The sequence below is a fragment of the Pseudomonas entomophila genome (genome assembly GCF_029478665.1).
GTDB classification, from domain to species: domain Bacteria; phylum Pseudomonadota; class Gammaproteobacteria; order Pseudomonadales; family Pseudomonadaceae; genus Aquipseudomonas; species Aquipseudomonas entomophila_F.
In genome coordinates, this window is the sequence record NZ_JARPQB010000042.1 from 1 (window position 1) to 17,977 (window position 17,977).

Annotated in this window: 15 protein-coding genes; 5 read left to right on the top strand and 10 right to left on the bottom strand. The window is 63.8% G+C overall.

The genetic code is table 11. The features are described 5' to 3' along the window. Positions 1-28 precede the first annotated feature (28 nt). The 7 genes from P5705_RS19605 to P5705_RS19635 all read right to left on the bottom strand — a co-directional run bounded on the left by P5705_RS19605 (position 29) and on the right by P5705_RS19635 (position 8,327). Positions 29-922: an ABC transporter permease subunit gene (locus P5705_RS19605; RefSeq protein WP_028688537.1), complete on the bottom strand. Its 894-nt coding sequence runs from the start codon at positions 920-922 to the stop codon at positions 29-31. Continuing rightward, positions 919-1,800 (bottom strand): ABC transporter permease subunit, encoded by an 882-nt coding sequence (locus P5705_RS19610; protein ID WP_277462673.1) that lies wholly within the window; start codon positions 1,798-1,800, stop codon positions 919-921. Before P5705_RS19610 ends, P5705_RS19605 begins: the two co-directional genes overlap by 4 nt. Positions 1,801-1,835: 35 nt before the next feature. After that, positions 1,836-2,978, bottom strand: a complete 1,143-nt coding sequence (locus P5705_RS19615) for an ABC transporter ATP-binding protein (protein ID WP_240065479.1) — start codon at positions 2,976-2,978, stop codon at positions 1,836-1,838. Between the two features lie 57 nt (positions 2,979-3,035). Beyond that, positions 3,036-4,130, bottom strand: coding sequence for a polyamine ABC transporter substrate-binding protein (locus P5705_RS19620; RefSeq protein ID WP_277462617.1), 1,095 nt, complete (start codon positions 4,128-4,130; stop codon positions 3,036-3,038). A 161-nt stretch (positions 4,131-4,291) separates the two neighbouring features. Beyond that, positions 4,292-5,389: a polyamine ABC transporter substrate-binding protein gene (locus P5705_RS19625; RefSeq protein ID WP_084941111.1), complete on the bottom strand. Its 1,098-nt coding sequence runs from the start codon at positions 5,387-5,389 to the stop codon at positions 4,292-4,294. A 169-nt stretch (positions 5,390-5,558) separates the two neighbouring features. After that, on the bottom strand, positions 5,559-6,920 hold the full coding sequence (locus tag P5705_RS19630) for an aspartate aminotransferase family protein (protein WP_277462618.1): 1,362 nt from the start codon (positions 6,918-6,920) through the stop codon (positions 5,559-5,561). 48 nt (positions 6,921-6,968) lie between these two features. Next, complete coding sequence (locus P5705_RS19635; RefSeq protein ID WP_277462619.1) at positions 6,969-8,327, bottom strand: glutamine synthetase family protein; 1,359 nt, start codon at positions 8,325-8,327, stop codon at positions 6,969-6,971. Positions 8,328-8,994: 667 nt separating this feature from the next. Between P5705_RS19635 and P5705_RS19640 the strand changes: the two genes are divergently transcribed. Further along, positions 8,995-10,371: a glutamine synthetase family protein gene (locus tag P5705_RS19640; RefSeq protein ID WP_217867911.1), complete on the top strand. Its 1,377-nt coding sequence runs from the start codon at positions 8,995-8,997 to the stop codon at positions 10,369-10,371. Between the two features lie 203 nt (positions 10,372-10,574). Here P5705_RS19640 and argA read toward each other — a convergent pair whose 3' ends face one another. Beyond that, entirely contained in the window at positions 10,575-11,873 is a 1,299-nt protein-coding gene (gene argA / locus P5705_RS19645) for an amino-acid N-acetyltransferase (protein WP_277462620.1), read from the bottom strand. Positions 11,874-11,998: 125 nt separating this feature from the next. Further along, on the bottom strand, positions 11,999-13,141 hold the full coding sequence (argE, locus tag P5705_RS19650; RefSeq protein WP_277462621.1) for an acetylornithine deacetylase: 1,143 nt from the start codon (positions 13,139-13,141) through the stop codon (positions 11,999-12,001). A 197-nt stretch (positions 13,142-13,338) separates the two neighbouring features. Between argE and P5705_RS19655 the strand changes: the two genes are divergently transcribed. After that, positions 13,339-14,718, top strand: a complete 1,380-nt coding sequence (locus tag P5705_RS19655) for an inorganic triphosphatase (protein ID WP_277462622.1) — start codon at positions 13,339-13,341, stop codon at positions 14,716-14,718. 105 nt (positions 14,719-14,823) lie between these two features. On the opposite strand, the gene P5705_RS19660 is transcribed toward P5705_RS19655, so the two are convergent. Continuing rightward, entirely contained in the window at positions 14,824-15,294 is a 471-nt protein-coding gene (locus P5705_RS19660) for an Lrp/AsnC family transcriptional regulator (protein ID WP_011536281.1), read from the bottom strand. A 126-nt stretch (positions 15,295-15,420) separates the two neighbouring features. Between P5705_RS19660 and P5705_RS19665 the strand changes: the two genes are divergently transcribed. From P5705_RS19665 to P5705_RS19675, 3 genes are all read left to right on the top strand, one after another. Then, a complete protein-coding gene (locus P5705_RS19665; protein WP_277462623.1) occupies positions 15,421-15,747 on the top strand; it encodes a hypothetical protein in 327 nt (108 codons plus the stop codon). A 98-nt stretch (positions 15,748-15,845) separates the two neighbouring features. Further along, complete coding sequence (locus P5705_RS19670; protein WP_277462624.1) at positions 15,846-17,522, top strand: GspE/PulE family protein; 1,677 nt, start codon at positions 15,846-15,848, stop codon at positions 17,520-17,522. 92 nt (positions 17,523-17,614) lie between these two features. Beyond that, positions 17,615-17,929: a DUF2388 domain-containing protein gene (locus P5705_RS19675; RefSeq protein ID WP_011536284.1), complete on the top strand. Its 315-nt coding sequence runs from the start codon at positions 17,615-17,617 to the stop codon at positions 17,927-17,929. Positions 17,930-17,977: the final 48 nt, after the last annotated feature.

Consider the following 17,977-nt stretch of genomic DNA (forward strand, 5'->3'; position numbering starts at 1 on the left):
AGGCCGGCTCCTACGGTGATCACCTGGCTCAGGCTTGCGCGGTAGCCTGGGCCGGGCGACGAACCTGCGGCTGCGAGACGTTCGCCGCGGCGCCTTCCTCGATGGCCTGCTGGATCGCCCGGCGGCGGCGTTCTTCAGCTTGACGGCTGAAGTACCAGACCAGGAAGGTCACCAGCGACACCGACAGCAGGATCAGGCTGGCCACGGCGTTGATCTCCGGCTTCACGCCCAGGCGCACGGCCGAGAACACTTCCATCGGCAGCGTGGTCGAGCCCGGGCCGGACACGAAGCTGGCCAGCACCAGGTCATCCAGCGACAGGGCGAACGACATCATGCCGCCCGCCGCCAGCGACGGCGCGATCATCGGGATGGTGATCAGGAAGAACACCTTCCACGGCTTGGCGCCCAGGTCCATGGCCGCTTCTTCGATGGACAGGTCCAGCTCGCGCAGGCGCGCCGACACCACCACCGCCACATAGGCGGCGCAGAACGTGGTGTGGGCGATCCAGATGGTGACGATGCCACGCTCCTGGGGCCAGCCGATCATCTGCGCCATGGCCACGAACAGCAGCAGCAGCGACAGACCGGTGATCACCTCGGGCATCACCAGCGGCGCGGTGACCAGGCCACCGAACAGGGTGCGGCCCTTGAAGCGGGTGACCCGGGTCAGCACGAAGGCCGCCAGGGTGCCCAGCGCCACCGCGGCGACCGCCGTGTAGCAGGCGATCTCCAGCGAGCGCATCACCGAGCCCATCAGCTGGGTGTTGTCGAGCAGGCCGACGTACCACTTCACCGACCAGCCGCCCCACACCGTCACCAGCTTCGAGGCGTTGAACGAGTAGATCACCAGGATCAGCATCGGCAGGTAGATGAACAGCAAGCCGAGCACCAGCATCAGCTTGGAGAAACTGAAGCGTTTCATGCGCGGCCCTCCATCTCTTTGGCCTGGCTACGGTTGAACAGCAGGATCGGCACGATCAGGATCGCCAGCATCACCACCGCCAGCGCGGATGCCACCGGCCAGTCACGGTTGTTGAAGAATTCCTGCCACAGCACTTTACCGATCATCAGGGTTTCCGGGCCGCCGAGCAGTTCAGGGATGACGAACTCGCCCACCACCGGGATGAACACCAGCATGCAGCCGGCGATGATGCCGTTCTTCGACAGCGGCACGGTGATCTTCCAGAAGCTATTGAAGGTGCTTGAGCCCAGGTCGGATGCGGCCTCGAGCAGGCTCTCGTCGTGCTTCACCAGGTTGGCGTACAACGGCAGGATCATGAACGGCAGGTACGAGTAGACCACGCCGATATACACCGCCAGGTTGGTGTTGAGGATCTGCAACGGCTGGTCGATCAGCCCCAGCCACAGCAGGAAGCTGTTGAGCAGCCCGTTGTTGCTGAGGATGCCCATCCAGGCGTAGACGCGGATCAGGATCGCGGTCCAGGTCGGCATCATGATCAGCAGCAGCAGGACGGTCTGCGACTCCTTCCTGGCCTTGGAGATGGCGTAGGCCATCGGGTAGCCGATCAGCAGGCACAGCAAGGTGCTGAACAGGGCGACCTTCAACGACCCGAGGTAAGCCGCAATGTACAGCTCATCCTCGGTGAGCAGGCCGTAGTTGGCCAGGTTCAGCACCAGCTGCACCTTGCCTTCCAGATACGTGTAGATCTCGGTGTACGGCGGGATCGCCACGTCGGCTTCGGCAAAGCTGATCTTCAACACGATGAAGAACGGCAGCATGAAGAACAGGAACAGCCAGATGAACGGCACGCCGATCACCATGTGCCGCCCTTCGGGGATCAAGCGCTGGAGGGCTCGTTTGAGCTTTCGTGGTTTCATGAGCGCAGTACCACGCCGCTGTCGTCTTCCCACCATACGTAGACTTCGTCATCCCAGGTGGGGCGAGTGCCCTGGCGCTCGGCGTTGGCGACGAACGACTGGACGATCTTGCCGCCAGGCAGTTCGACGTAGAACACCGAGTGGCCACCGAGGTAGGCGATGTCGTGGACCTTGCCGCGCGACCAGTTGTGCTCGCAGGTTGGCTGCTCGGTGGTGACCAGCAGCTTCTCCGGGCGCAGGGCGTAGGTGATGTGCTTGTCCTCGACCGAGGTGGTGACACCGTGGCCGACGTAGATCTTGCGCTCCAGTTCCGGGCTGGCAATGATCGCGTGGCCTTCGGCGTCGTCGACCACTTCACCGTCGAACAGGTTGACGTTACCGATGAACTCGCAGACCAGGCGGCTGGTCGGGGTCTCGTAGACGTCGATCGGGCTGCCGATCTGGGCGATCCAGCCCAGGTGCATGATGGCGATGCGCTGGGCCATGGTCATGGCCTCTTCCTGGTCGTGGGTCACCATCACGCAGGTCACGCCCACGCGCTCGATGATCTCCACCAGCTCCAGTTGCATCTGCGAACGCAGCTTCTTGTCCAGCGCGCCCATGGGTTCGTCGAGCAGCAGCAGCTTGGGGCGCTTGGCCAGCGAACGGGCCAGGGCCACGCGCTGACGCTGGCCACCGGACAGCTGGTGCGGCTTGCGCTTGGCGTACTGGGTCATGTGCACCAGCTTGAGCATCTCGGCCACGCGGGCGTCGATCTCGGCCTTGGGCATCTTGTCCTGCTGCAGGCCGAAGGCGATGTTCTGCGCCACGGTCATGTGCGGGAACAGCGCGTAGGACTGGAACATCATGTTGATCGGCCGCTCGTAGGGCGGCATGTCGGTGATGTCGACGCCATCGAGGAAGATCCGCCCTTCGGTCGGGCGCTCGAAGCCGGCCAGCATGCGCAGCAAGGTGGACTTGCCGGAACCGGAGCCGCCCAGCAGGGCGAAGATCTCGCCCTTGCGGATTTCCAGGGACACATCGTCCACGGCTACCGTTTCGTCGAACTTTTTCGTGACCCGGTCGATTTTGACCAGCACCTGCTTGGGTTGCTGGCCACCCTCGAGGGCTTTCTTATAGGCACCGGAGGCAACTGCCATGAGTGAAACTCCCAACAAGATTTATGTGCCCGCCGCTGCGCTGGCGGGCCTGGATTGTTACTTGCCCGACTTGACCTTGGTCCAGCTGCGGGTCATCAAACGTTGCACCTTGGGTGGCAACTCAGAATTGACGAACATCTTGTCCAGCACTTCCTGCGGTGGGTAAACCGCGGCGTCAGTCCTCACGGCCTGGTCCATCAGGTCGCCAGCCTTGGGGTTCGGGTTGGCGTAACCGACGTAATCACTGACCTGGGCGATCACCTCAGGTTTCAGCAAATAGTTGATGAAGGCATGGGCCTCCTTGACGTTGCTGGCATCCTTGGGAATCGCCAGCACATCGAACCAGAGGTTGCCGCCTTCCTTCGGGATGGCGTAGGCCAGTTTCACGCCCTTCTTCGCTTCCTCAGCGCGGGCCTTGGCCTGGAACACGTCGCCGGAGAAGCCGGCGGCCACGCAGATATCGCCGTTGGCGAGATCGGTGATGTATTTCGAGGAGTGGAAGTAGGTCACGTACGGGCGCACGGCCAGCAGTTTCTCTTCCGCCTTCTGGTAATCCTTCGGGTTGCTGCTGTTGGGGTCCAGCCCCATGTAGTTGAGCACCGCAGGGAGCATCTCGTCGGCCGAGTCGAGGAAGGCCACGCCGCACTTGGCGAGCTTCTTCATGTTCTCGGGTTCGAACAGCACCGCCCAGGAGTCGATCTTGTCGGTGCCCAGCGCCGCCTTGACCTTGTCGACGTTGTAGCCAATACCATTGGTGCCCCACAGGTAGGGGACGGCGTACTGGTTGCCCGGGTCGTTCTTCTCCAGGCGCTTCATCAGCGCCGGGTCGAGGTTCGCGTAGTTGGGCAGCAGGTCACGGTCGAGCTTCTGGAACGCGCCCGCCTTGATCTGCTTGCCGAGGAAATGGTTGGACGGCACGACCACGTCGTAGCCGGTACGCCCGGCCAGCAACTTGCCTTCCAGCGTCTCGTTGCTGTCGAAGACGTCATATTTCGGGGTGATGCCGGTGTCCTTCTGGAACTCGGCAAGGGTATTGGGGCCGACATAGTCGGACCAGTTGTAGATGTGCACCGTGGGCGCCGCTTGGACGCTGCAAGCCAGCGTCAGACCCGCTCCAGCCATCAAGGCCTTGCGAAATACAGAAATGGACAAGTGGGTGGTCCTCACAATCAGTGCCTCAAGTGGCGGAAAAACTCGGCCGCACACGCAAAACCGGCGCGCAACTTACCTTCACGGCGTGGATGCCGCAAACTTATTTGCCTTAACCTGCCTCTGGGCCGGGAAACCCCGGCCCAGAGGGCCTTGCATCAGGCTTACTTGCCCGACTTGATCTTGGTCCAGCTGCGGGTGATCTCGCGCTGGGCGGTCTTCTCCGGTGCCTTGATGGCGTACAGCTTGGCCTTCACGTCATCGGACGGGTAGATCGCCGGATCGCTGGTGATCTCTTTGTCCACCAGCGGGGTGGCGGCCTTGTTGCCGTTCGGGAAGCGCACGGCATTGGTGATGCCGGCCATCACTTCCGGCTGCAGCAGGAAGTCCATGAACTTGTAGGCGGCCTCGACGTTCTCGGCGTCCTTCGGAATGGCGACCATGTCGTAGAAGGTACCGGCGCCTTCCTTCGGAATGGTGTAGCTCAGCTTGACCTTGTCGCCGGCCTCGTGGGCACGGGCCTTGGACTGCTCCAGGTCACCCGAGTAACCCACGGCCACGCAGATGTTGCCGTTGGCCAGGTCCGAGATGTACTTGGAGGAGTGGAAGTAGGTGATCGAAGGGCGGATCTTCAGGAACAGGTCTTCGGCGGCCTTCAGGTCTTCCTTCTTGGTGCTGTCGCTCGGCAGGCCCAGGTAGTGCAGCGCGGCCGGGATCATTTCGGTCGGGGCATCGAGGAAGCTCACGCCGCAGCTCTTGAGCTTGGCGATGTTCTCAGGCTTGAACACGGCGTCCCACGAATCGATCTTGTCCACGCCCAGCGCGGCCTTGACCTTCTCCGGGTTGTAGCCGATGCCGATCGAGCCCCACATGTACGGGAAGGCGAACTTGTTGCCCGGGTCGCTGGCATCACCGACGGCCTTGAGCAGCGCCGGGTCGAGGTTCTTCCAGTTGGGCAGCTTGGAGCGGTCCAGCTCCTGATAGACGCCGGCCTTGATCTGCTTGGCCAGGAAGTTGTTGGACGGCACGACGATGTCGTAGCCCGACTTGCCCGCCAGCAGCTTGGCTTCGAGGGTCTCGTTGCTGTCGAAGACGTCGTAGACCACCTTGATGCCGGTCTGCTTCTCGAAGTTGGCCACGGTGTCCGGGGCGATGTAGTCCGACCAGTTGTAGACGTGCAGCACCTTGTCATCAGCCTGAACAGCGGTCGCCATGGCACCCATCAGGGCGGCGGCCAGCAGCGTCTTGCCCAATTTCTTCATGCGTAATGCTCCAGAATTTATTATCAAGCCATCTGTTCAGCAGCCAGGTACCACGGGACGCGCGCTGGGCGACTGAAACAGCCGTTAGTCTGGCAAGTTACAAGGCGCCGTTTCAACCGAAGCAGGGCCCTGTAACGACTTAATGTCACCTCGCCAGCCTAGCAGACCGTCACTTGATCGCTTCGTACGTCAAATCCAGGCACTTGCGCGCCTTTTCCACCAGTTCGTCGATCTCGTCGCGGCTGATCACCAACGGCGGCGCGATGATCATGGTGTCGCCCACCGCGCGCATCACCAGGCCGTTCTCGAAGCAGTGGGTGCGGCAGATCATGCCCACGCCCTTGCCTTCGTAACGGCTGCGGGTCGCCTTGTCCTTGACCAGCTCGATCGCCCCCAGCAGGCCCAGGCCGCGCACCTCGCCCACCAGCGGGTGGTCCTGCAGCTCACGCAGACGTTTCTGCAAATACGGTGCCGTTTCCGTGCGGGCGCGCTCGACGATCTTCTCGTCACGCAGGATGCGCAGGTTTTCCAGGCCCACCGCCGCCGCCACCGGGTGCCCGGAGTAGGTGAAGCCGTGGTTGAAATCGCCGCCTTCGCTGAGTACCTGGGCCACGCTGTCACGCACGATCACACCGCCCATGGGGATGTAACCGGAGGTCAGGCCCTTGGCGATGGTCATCAGGTCGGGCGCAAGGTCGTAGTAGTCGGAGCCGAACCACTCGCCGGTGCGGCCGAAGCCGCAGATCACTTCGTCGGCGACGAACAGGATGTCGTACTTGGCGAGGATCTCCTTGACCTTCGGCCAGTAGGTGTCCGGCGGGATGATCACCCCGCCCGCGCCCTGGATCGGCTCGGCGATGAAGGCGGCGACGTTGTCCTCGCCGACTTCGAGAATCTTCTTCTCCAGTTGTTCGGCGGCCCACACGCCGAATGCGTCCGGGGTCATGTCGCCACCTTCACCGAACCAGTACGGCTGCGGGATATGCACGATGCCCGGGATCGGCAGGCCGCCCTGCTCGTGCATGCCGCTCATGCCGCCGAGGCTGGCACCGGCCACGGTGGAGCCGTGGTAACCGTTGATGCGGCCGATGATGGTCTGCTTGTGCGGCTTGCCCTTGAGCGCCCAGTAGTGGCGGACCATGCGCAGCACGGTGTCGTTGCCTTCGGAGCCGGAGCCGGTGAAGAACACATGGGTCATGCCCGCGGGCGCCACGTCGGTGATCGCCTTGGCCAGCTCCAGCGCCGGCGGGTGGGCGGTCTGGAAGAACAGGTTGTAGTACGGCAGTTCGCGCATCTGCTTTTCTGCCGCCTGCACCAGCTCTTCACGGCCGTAGCCCACCGCCACGCACCACAGGCCGGCCATGCCGTCGAGGATCTTGTGCCCCTCGCTGTCCCACAAATGCACACCCTGCGCCTTGGTGATGATGCGCGGCCCCTTCTCCTTCAGCTGCTTGTAGTCGCTGAAGGGTGCAAGGTGGTGCTCGCCGCTCAGGGCCTGCCATTCACGGGTTTGCGGGTTGTTGACGCTCATGTGCTTCTCCATGGTCCGGTGGCCGCCCCCAGGCGGCCTCAGGGTTGATCACACAGCAAACAGCAGGAACTCACGCTCCCAGGAGCTGATGACACGCTTGAAGTTCTCATGCTCGGCGCGCTTGGTGGCGACGTAGCCAGTGATGAATTTCTTGCCCAGGTACTGCACCAGCGCCTGGCTGTTCTCCATGCGCTCGAGGGCATCCTCGATGGTCAGCGGCAGGCGCAGGTTGCGGCGTTCGTAGCCTCGGCCCTGCACTGGCGCGCTGGCCTCGATGCCTTCGACCATGCCGATGTAGCCGCACAGCAGGCTGGCGGCGATGGCCAGGTAGGGGTTGGCGTCGGCGCCCGGCAGGCGGTTCTCGACCCGGCGGTTTTGCGGGCCGGCATCCGGCACGCGCAGGCCGACGGTGCGGTTCTCCTCGCCCCACTCGACGTTCACCGGCGCCGAGGTGTCGGGCAGGAAGCGGCGGAACGAATTGACGTTGGGCGCGAACAGCGGCAACGCCTCGGGAATGAATTTCTGCAAGCCGCCGATGTGATTCAGGAACAGCTCGCTCATGCTGCCGTCGGCGTTGGAGAAGATGTTCTTGCCGGTGGCCATGTCGACCACGCTCTGGTGCAGGTGCATGGCGCTGCCCGGCTCGCCGGTCATGGGCTTGGCCATGAAGGTGGCGGCCACGTTGTGCTTGAGCGCCGCCTCGCGCATGGTGCGCTTGAACACCAGGATCTGGTCGGCCAGGTGCAGCGCGTCGCCGTGACGGAAGTTGATCTCCATCTGCGCCGTGCCGTCTTCGTGGATCAGCGTGTCGAGGTCCAGTTGCTGCAGTTCGCACCAGTCGTAGACGTCCTCGAACAGCGGGTCGAATTCGTTGGCGGCTTCGATGGAGAACGACTGGCGGCCGGTTTCCGGGCGGCCGGAGCGGCCCACGGGCGGCTGCAACGGGAAGTCCGGGTCTTCGCTGCGCTTGGTCAGGTAGAACTCCATCTCCGGCGCGACGATCGGCTGCCAGCCCTTGTCGGAGTAAAGCTTGAGGACGCGCTTGAGCACATTGCGCGGCGACAGCTCGACCGGATTGCCCTTCTTGTCGTAGGTGTCGTGGATCACCTGGGCGGTCGGTTCGATGGCCCATGGCACCAGGAACACTGCCTTCTCGTCGGGGCGGCAGATCATGTCGATGTCGGCCGGGTCGAGCAGGTCGTAATAGATGTCGTCGTCGACGTAGTCGCCGGTCACGGTCTGCAGCAGCACGCTTTCGGGCAGGCGCATGCCCTTCTCGGCGATGAACTTGTTGGTTGGCGAGATCTTGCCGCGGGTGATGCCGGTCAGGTCACTGATCAGGCATTCCACTTCGGTGATCTTGTGCTCTTTCAACCAATCGGTGAGCTGGTCGAGGTTGTTACTCATAAATACCTCAGGAGGTAATGTGGCCCGGACGATGGATGCCGGCCGCCACTGACGCCTGGCGTCGGTCAAAGTCGGCGCGCACGGCGCCGAGGGGCCTGGACAGGCCCGCGCCTTGATTCTGGATGCTGTGCATGGCTAAAGCAAAACCCCCCGCGCAGGGCAGCAGTGGATACACTGCATAAGAGCGTGTCCGCGATGGAAGCGAAGGGCAGATAGAAAGGAAGACGTGCGGTAAAACGTTACGAGGTATGGTTTTTTTGTGCGAACCGTCAATTATTGCGGCCAGTGCGACAGCCCATTGATGCAGCCGCGCAATGATCGGACGGTAACCGGGAGATGTGCCTGAACGCACCGTGCATGCGGCGCTGACAGGTCTCGACAGGCGGACCATGTGACCCTCGTATTATTGTGTTCTGGGTTGTGACCGAGCTTATCCTCGTTCATTTTTTTTCACAACCTCTCCGTAAAAAATAAAACACGCCCCGCTCGGGATAACCCTTCAGGACGAAAATAGCGGATAATGGCACGCCCTGACATGCAGCAAATCTGCCGTAGATGTGCCATTTAAGGGCATCATGGGGTTGGCTTGACTTAACCTGGTCTTTCCGATTGACTGGGGTTGCAAGCCCCCCTTGATTGATATTTTTAACAAAAAAGGTGTTGCATCATGTCGGTACCCCCGCGTGCCGTTCAGCTTAACGAAGCGAACGCGTTCCTTAAGGAACATCCTGAGGTTCTCTACGTTGACCTTCTGATTGCAGATATGAATGGTGTGGTGCGTGGCAAGCGCATCGAGCGCACCAGCCTCCACAAGGTTTACGAGAAAGGCATCAACCTGCCCGCCTCCCTCTTCGCCCTGGATATCAACGGTTCGACCGTCGAAAGCACTGGCCTTGGCCTGGACATCGGCGATGCCGACCGCATCTGCTACCCCATCCCCGGCACCCTCTCCAATGAACCCTGGCAGAAGCGCCCGACCGCGCAGCTGCTGATGACCATGCACGAAATCGAAGGCGAGCCGTTCTTCGCCGACCCGCGCGAAGTACTGCGCCAGGTGGTGAGCAAGTTCACCGAGATGGGCCTGACCATCTGCGCCGCGTTCGAGCTGGAGTTCTACCTGATCGACCAGGAAAACGTGAACGGCCGTCCGCAGCCGCCGCGCTCGCCGATTTCGGGCAAGCGCCCACAGTCGACCCAGGTCTACCTGATCGACGACCTCGACGAATACGCCGACTGCCTGCAGGACATCCTCGAAGGTGCGAAGGAGCAAGGCATCCCCGCCGACGCCATCGTCAAGGAAAGCGCCCCGGCGCAGTTCGAAGTCAACCTGCACCACGTCGCCGACCCGCTCAAGGCCTGTGACTACGCGGTACTGCTCAAGCGCCTGATCAAGAACATCGCCTACGACCATGAAATGGACACCACCTTCATGGCCAAGCCCTACCCGGGCCAGGCAGGCAACGGCCTGCATGTACACATCTCCGTGCTGGACAAAGATGGCAACAACATCTTCACCAGCGAGGATCCCGAGCAGAACGCCGCGCTACGTCACGCTGTCGGCGGTGTGCTCGAGACCCTGCCCGCTTCGATGGCGTTCCTCTGCCCGAACGTCAACTCGTACCGCCGTTTCGGCGCGCAGTTCTATGTACCAAACGCACCGAGCTGGGGCCTGGACAACCGCACCGTCGCCCTGCGCGTCCCGACCGGTTCGCCGGACGCCGTGCGCATCGAGCACCGCGTGGCCGGCGCCGACGCCAACCCGTACCTGATGATGGCGGCCGTGCTGGCCGGTGTGCACCATGGCCTGACCAACAAGGTCGAGCCAGGTGAACCCATCGAAGGCAACTCGTACGAGCAGTTGGAGCAGAGCCTGCCGAACAACTTGCGCGATGCCCTGCGCGAGCTGGACGACAGCGAGATCCTCAACAAGTACATCGATCCGAAGTACATCGACATCTTCGTCGCGTGCAAGGAAAGCGAGCTGGAGGAGTTCGAGCACTCGATCTCCGACCTCGAGTACAACTGGTACCTGCATACCGTGTGAACGAAAACGCCGCCCCCAGGGGCGGCGTTTTTCTTTAGCCTCCAGACACACTCAATTCCGGTGTAGGAGCGGCCTTGTGCCGCGAAAGGGGTGCGAAGCGCTCCCAGGATTTGTGCGTCAACCAGAAATTGCCGGGGCCGCTGCGCGGCCCTTTCGCGGCACAAGGCCGCTCCTACAGGGACGGCGCAAACCTGCGAGCGTGTTTACAGAGGCTTCTCGAAGATTTTCGAATTGCGCTGGTAGTTGTACAGCGACGCTCGCGCTGCCGGCAGTCGCTCCACCTCGCTTGGCGAGAAGCCACGCTCACGGAACCAGTGCGCGGTACGGGTCGTCAGCACGAACAAGGTGTTCAGCCCCAACGCCCGCGCCCGCGTCTCGATGCGCTCGAGCAGCTCGTCGCCACGCCCGCCATGCCGGTACTCCGGGTTCACCGCCAGGCACGCCAGCTCCCCCGTCTCTGAATCGGCAATCGGATACAACGCCGCACAGGCGATGATCATGCCTTCGCGCTCGACCACGCTGAACTGCTCGATTTCCCGCTCCAGCACCTCGCGCGAACGGCGCACCAGGATGCCCTGCTCTTCCAACGGGCTGATCAGGTCCAGCAAGCCACCGACGTCGTCGATGGTTGCCTCGCGCACCACTTCGAACTGTTCCTGGGACACCAGCGTGCCGCCACCGCCACGGGTGAACAGCTCGGTCAGCAACGCGCCATCCTCGGCATAGCTGACGATATGGCTGCGCGCCACGCCGCCCTTGCAGGCCTCGGCGGCGGCATCGAGCAACTCGCCCTGGTAATCGCTGCCCAGGCGCAGCAAATGCGGCGCCACCTGCTGCGGACGCAGTTCGCGCACCAGTTGGCCCTGTTCGTCCAGCAGCCCGCGCTCGGCACCGAACAGCAGCAGCTTGTCGGCACCCAGCTCGATGGCGGCGCGGGTGGCAACGTCCTCGCAGGCGAGATTGAAGATCTCACCGGTGGGCGAGTAGCCCAACGGCGACAGCAGTACGATGGAACGCTCGTCGAGCAGGCGGTTGATACCTTTGCGGTCGACCCGGCGCACTTCGCCGGTGTGGTGGTAATCGACCCCTTCCAGCACGCCGATCGGCCGCGCGGTAACCAGGTTGCCGGAGGCCACGCGCAAGCGCGAGCCCTGCATCGGCGAGGCCGCCATGTCCATCGACAGGCGTGCCTCGATGGCCAGGCGCAGGGCGCCGACCGCATCGATCACGCAGTCCAGGGTTGCCGCATCGGTGATGCGCATGCCGCGGTGGTAATGCGGGGTCAGGCCGCGAGCCGCCAGGCGGCTTTCGATCTGCGGGCGCGAGCCGTGCACCAGCACCAGGCGCACGCCAAGGCTGTGCAGCAGCACCAGGTCGTGGACGATATTGCCGAAGTTTGGATGTTCGACACCATCACCCGGGAGCATGACCACAAAGGTGCAGTCGCGGTGGGCGTTGATGTAGGGAGAAGCATGGCGCAGCCAGTTGACGTAGTCGGGCATGACAAGGCCTGTGGATAAGTGAACGGAGAACGAAAAGGCGCACAACGTTCGAAAGTCATCGTCGGAACAGGCTTGCGGTCACGCGCGGTCTCCTCTAGGCAGGAACGAATCAGCTCAATGGACGTTTAGCTCAGGCAATAGTGCCGGATCAGGTCACGCAATAGACGCACGGTAGGCTCGATGCGTGACATTTCAAGGTACTCGCCAGGCTGGTGGGCGCAGGCGATGTCGCCTGGGCCGAGCACGATAGTCTGGCAGCCAAGCTGCTGAAGATAAGGCGCTTCGGTGCCAAAGGCCACTGCTTCGGCGCGATGGCCGGTCAGGCGCTCGGCCAGCCGCACCAGTTCGCTGTCGGCGTCCTGCTCGAACGGCGGCACTTCAGGGAACAGCGGCGCGTAGTCGATACGCACCTCGTGACGCTCCGCCAGCGGTTCCAACTTGGCGCGAATGGCGGCGCGCAGCGGCTCGACATCCATGCCCGGCAGCGGGCGCAGGTCGAACTCCAGGGCGCACTGGCCGCAGATGCGATTGGGGTTGTCGCCACCGTGGATGCAACCGAAATTCAGGGTGGGGGTAGGCACGCTGAACTGCGGGTTGCGGTATTTCTCCTGCCAGCCGCGACGCAGCTCCATCAACTCGCCCATCACCGCATGCATCGCTTCCATGGCGCTGCGACCCAGGCTCGGATCCGACGAATGGCCACTGCGCCCGAGGATATCGATGCGGTCCATGAGGATGCCCTTGTGCATGCGGATCGGCTTGAGCCCAGTCGGCTCGCCGATCACCGCCGCCCGCCCGAGCGGCTGACCGGCTTCGGCCAGGGCCCGCGCGCCGGACATGGAGCTTTCCTCGTCACAGGTGGCGAGGATCAGCAGCGGTTGCTTGAAGTCGTGTTCGAGCAGCGGGATCACGGCGTCGATGACCAGGGCGAAGAAGCCTTTCATGTCGCAACTGCCCAGCCCGACCCAGCGGCCATCGACCTCGGTCAGCTTGAGCGGGTCGCTGCTCCACAGCTGAGGGTCGTAGGGCACGGTGTCGCTGTGCCCGGCCAGCACCAGGCCGCCCGGGCCGGTGCCGCGGCTGGCCAGCAGGTTGAACTTGCCGGGGCTGACCTGCTGGATCTCGCAGGTGAAGCCAAGGTCGCCCAGCCAACCGGCCAGCAGGTCGATGACCGGGCGGTTGGTCTGGTCCAGCGCGGGCTGGGTGCAACTGACCGAAGGGGCGGCGATCAGGGCGGCGAACTGGTCTTTCAGCGACGGCAACGGCATGCGCGGACTCCTCGACGGCATCGACGCTCATCATAACAACGCCATCCCCGCGCAGAGCAAGCGATTGCCGGGGGCCATGCAATCCCTGCAAGAGCGGGTTTACCCGCGATGGGCCGCAAAGCGGCCCCAAATCCGGCAGGGCACAGCCGACTCCTGTAGACTGCTCGCCAACGACGCCCCTCCTTCCCGAGCCCGCGATGCACAAAGAAACCGAACTCAAACTCCGCGCCAGCCGCGAGACCCTTGACGCCTTGCGCGAGCACCCGCTGCTGAAGAAGCGCAACAAGTCCGGCTGGCAGACCCGCGAGCTGCTCAACCAGTACTTCGACACTCCGGAGCGCGAGCTCTCCGCCGCCCGCGTCGCCCTGCGCCTGCGCCGCGACGGCGAGGTCATCATCCAGACCCTCAAGTGCCGGGGCCAGAGCGTGGCCGGCCTGTCCGAGCGCAACGAGTACGAATGGCACCTGGACAAGGTCAAGCTCGACCTGAAGAAGCTCGACGCCACCTGCTGGCCCGAGCAACTGGCCGATCTCGACAAGAAGACCATCAAGCCGCTGTTCACCACCGACTTCACCCGCGAGTACGCTGAAATCGCCTGGGGCCGTGGCAAGGCCAAGGTGGTGATCGAAGCCGCGCTGGACCGAGGCTTCGTGATCGCCGGCAAGCGCAAGGAAGAAATCTGCGAGCTGGAGCTGGAGCTGCGCGAAGGCGCGCCGGAAGTGCTGCTGGAACTGGCCGCCGAGCTGGCCGCCGCGCTGCCGCTGATGCCCTGCGACATCAGCAAGGCCGAGCGCGGCTATCGCCTGCTCGACCCGGACAGCTACGAGCTGGATCTGCCGCACACCGAACTGGACGCCGAAACGCCACTGGATGACGCCTTCACCGCCCTGGCCTGGCAACTGCTGGGCAGCAGCCAGCGCCTGGCCGAGCAGTTCCGCCACAACGGCCACTGGCGCCTGCTGCAGGACTGGGTGCGCTGCCTGGCCGAACTGCGCGCGCTCGCCGGCAGCCTCGGCCAAGCCGCGCCACGCCCGACCACCCGCGCCCTGCGCAGTAGCCTCGACGCGCTGCTGGAAGACTGGCGCCCGCTGGTTCAGGCCGGCAACGACGACGAAGACATTCGCCGCGCCGCGCCCGAGCAATTCGCCGAAGAGCTTGAAGATGTGCGCTGGGGCCAGTTCTCCCTGGAGACTGCCAACTGGCTGAACACCCGCGCCTGGACCGCCGAGCGCAAGGGCCGTGGCGAACGCCAGGGCAAGGCCCAACTGGCCAGCTGGCTGCAACACCAACTGGGCGAGGAAGCCCGGGCGCTGAAGCTGCCGCTGTACGTGCAGCGCCCGGAAGACCTGGCCGAACAGCTGCCGCGCATCGAGTGCGTGCAGGCCTGGCTGCACCATGCGCGCCAGGTGCTGGACCTGCCGCAGCTGGACCGCCTCTACGGTGAGCTGAACAAGCTGCACGAACTGGCCGAACAGCCGTTGCTGGACGAGCACAAGGACGAACTGCTGGAGGCCCGCATCGAGCAGGCCCGCGCCATCGAGCAGAACCGCGCCTGGAAATACTTGCTCAAGGCTTGAGGCACCTTCGCCGGCAAGCCGGCTCCTACAGACGGTGGATTGCCCCCATGGATTCGTGGGGACAATCCAGACGGTGTAGGAGCCGGCTTGCCGGCGAACCGCTGCTCAGCGCCCCAGCGGCAAGCTGGTGGTGCTCTTGATCTCCGACAGTGCCACGATCGAGTTCACTTCCTGGATCCCGGGCACGTTCGACAGTTTCTCGAAGAAGAAGCGTTCGTACGCCTCGATGTCCGACGTGACGATCCGCAACAGAAAGTCCACCGCCCCCATCAGCACGTAGCACTCCAGCACCTCGGGAAACCCACGGATCGCTTCGGTGAACTCGGCGAAATTCGAGCGCCCATGGGCATTGAGCTTCACCTCGGCGAAGATCTGCGTGTTCAAGCCCACCTTCTTGCGATCCAGCAAGGTCACCTGGCCACGGATCACACCCTCTTCCTTCAAGCGCTGGATACGCCGCCAGCAAGGCGATTGCGACAACCCGACGCGCTCGGCGATCTGCGCGCTGGATAGCGAAGCATCCTCCTGCAGCAATTCGAGAATGCGCCGATCATAGGCGTCCAGTTCGCTTTGCATAATTGATTCCTTATTCAGCTAAATATGAAATTGAACTATTCGACCAAGCGGCAAATTGAATAAATCATAGCGAAAAAATGCCCCGCCCCCCGTGCAAGAATTTCCCCACTTTCGCGGAGACCCGGCATGAACGCACTCGAACGCCCCCTGACCTCCCCTCGCGCCGACGCCTGGGCCGCCAACGCCGCCCACAGCACCGTGCGCTATCGCCTGCAGGCTGAAGCCGAGCCGGACAGCCTGTGCCGCGTGCTCAACCTGTTCGCCCTGCAGTTCCTCACCCCGCACAGCGTGCAGGTCAGCCAGCGCGACGACCTGCTGGACATGCAGATTGGCATCGGTGGCCTGAGCTGGCACCGTGCCGAAGTGATCGCGCAAAAGTTGCGCAACCTGGTTTGCGTCAGTGATGTCAGCCTGGAAAACCAACCTCCACTGGCCGAAGTCGTCACGCGCTGAGTGACGTGCGCAAGATCCCGAAACCCTTTGCCGGCGCAGCCGTGATCGCCCCCGGCTAGCCTTGCCCAGGCCACCGTTCGCCCGGCAGGGACGCCACCATGCTCACCCACGCTACCCAAGACCTCGACCTCAACCGCCTGCTCGACGCCCTGCTGGCCGAACACCGGCTCACTGCCGGCGACGCGCTGGAGGTGCTCGAACGGGCCAAGGCAAACCCCACCGACCATCCTCTGGAGCGGATCGCCGCGCTCGGCCTGGCCGATCCGCTGCACCCCGGCCAGCCGCTTGACCTGAACATGCTGTGCCACTGGCTGGCGGACCAGGTTGGCCTGCCGTTCCTGCACATCGACCCCCTGCAGGTCGACCTGGCCCGGGTGGCCGGCCTGATGTCCGCCGGGTTCGCCCAGCGCCACGGCATACTGCCCATCGCGGTGGACGCTGGCACCATCACGGTGGCCACCGCCCAGCCCTACCTGCGTGAATGGGAGGCCGAGCTGGCGCTCAGCTTGGGCAAGACGGTGTGCCGCGTGCTGGCCAGCCCCAGGCAGATCCGCCAACTGAGCCCGACGTTCTTTGGCCTGGCCCACTCCGTGCGCGGTGCCGGCGACCAGCCCTCGCCGGGCCTGGGTGAGCTGGAGCAACTGCTCGAAGTGGGCGCCAACCAGCCCCAGGCCAGTGCCGATGATGCCCACATCGTGCATATCGTCGACTGGATGCTGCAGTACGCCATCGAGCAACGGGCCAGCGATATCCACCTGGAGCCCCGCCGCGAGCAGGGCCACCTGCGTCTGCGCATCGACGGCCTGCTGCATCAGGTCTGCAGCTTCCCGGCCAGCGTCACCTTGGCCATGGTCAGCCGTCTCAAGCATTTGGGGCGGATGAACGTCGCGGAAAAGCGCCGCCCGCAGGATGGCCGCCTGAAGAGCCGCTTGCCAGGCGGCGCCGAGGCCGAGCTGCGCCTTTCGACCCTACCGACGCCGTTCGGCGAAAAGCTGGTGCTGCGCCTGTTCGATCCACAACAGTTGCACGAAAACCTCGAAAGCCTGGGCCTCGACGGCCCGATGCTGGAGCAATGGCAAGCGCTGCTGCGCCAACGCCGGGGCATCCTCCTGGTAACCGGCCCCACCGGTTCGGGTAAGACCAGCACCCTCTACGCCAGCCTCAGGCGCCTGGCCACCCCGCAAGTGAACCTGTGCAGCATCGAAGACCCCATCGAGCGCCTGGAGCCGACGATCAACCAGCTTCAAGTCCAGCCCGCGCTCGACCTGGGTTTCGCCAATGGCGTGCGCGCCCTGCTGCGCCAGGACCCGGACATCATCATGATCGGCGAGATCCGCGATACGGAGACCGCCCAGGTAGCCGTGCAGGCGGCGCTGACCGGCCACCTGGTGCTCTCGACCCTGCACACCAACGATGCCTGCGGGGCGATCACCCGCCTGCAGGAACTAGGGGTCGCCGACTACCTGATCAAGGCCACCTTGAGCGGCGTCCTGGCCCAGCGCCTGGTGCGCACCCTGTGCCCCGCCTGCCACGGCAACCACGACGCAAAGGCCTGCCAGCAATGCCGTGGCACGGGTTACCACGGGCGCACCGGGCTGTTCGAGTTGCTGTCTGTCAGCCCGCGCCTGCGCGAATGGATCACCCCGTCCACCGACATTGCCGCGCTGCACCAGCAAGCCGTTGCCGACGGCATGCGCGACCTGCGGCGCTGTGCACAGGACAAGATCGAGCGCGGCCTGACCAGCCAGGAAGAGGTACTGCGCGTCTGTGGATAACCAAGAAATCTCCTGTGTAGCCGGGAACTTGGCGCAGGGTCAGTGGATCAAACCGGCATCTCAACCGCCCTCATCCCCCGAGGTGATTCAACATGCGTTTCAAAACAGCCATCGCAGCCACCGTCCTGTTCTCGCTGCCCATTGGCTCCGCCATGGCCGATACGTTCTGGCGTAACGTCATTTCCTCCGGCGCCACCACCGCCTCGACCTACCTGACCTTCAAGGATCACAAGCTGATCGTCGCCGCCCAGGACGACGCCGGCAGCTTCGTCGCCAGCGAGGGCGCGATCCGTGGGCCATACCTGGAAGCCGCGATGCGCCAGGTGCGCGCGGACAACCCGGGCGTCCAGGCCAGCGACATGGAACTGGCCAACGCGATCCTGGCCAAGAACGCCGTCGCCGAGTAACCCCTTCGCCCTGTAGGAGCGGCTTCAGCCGCGACCACCCGCAAAGCG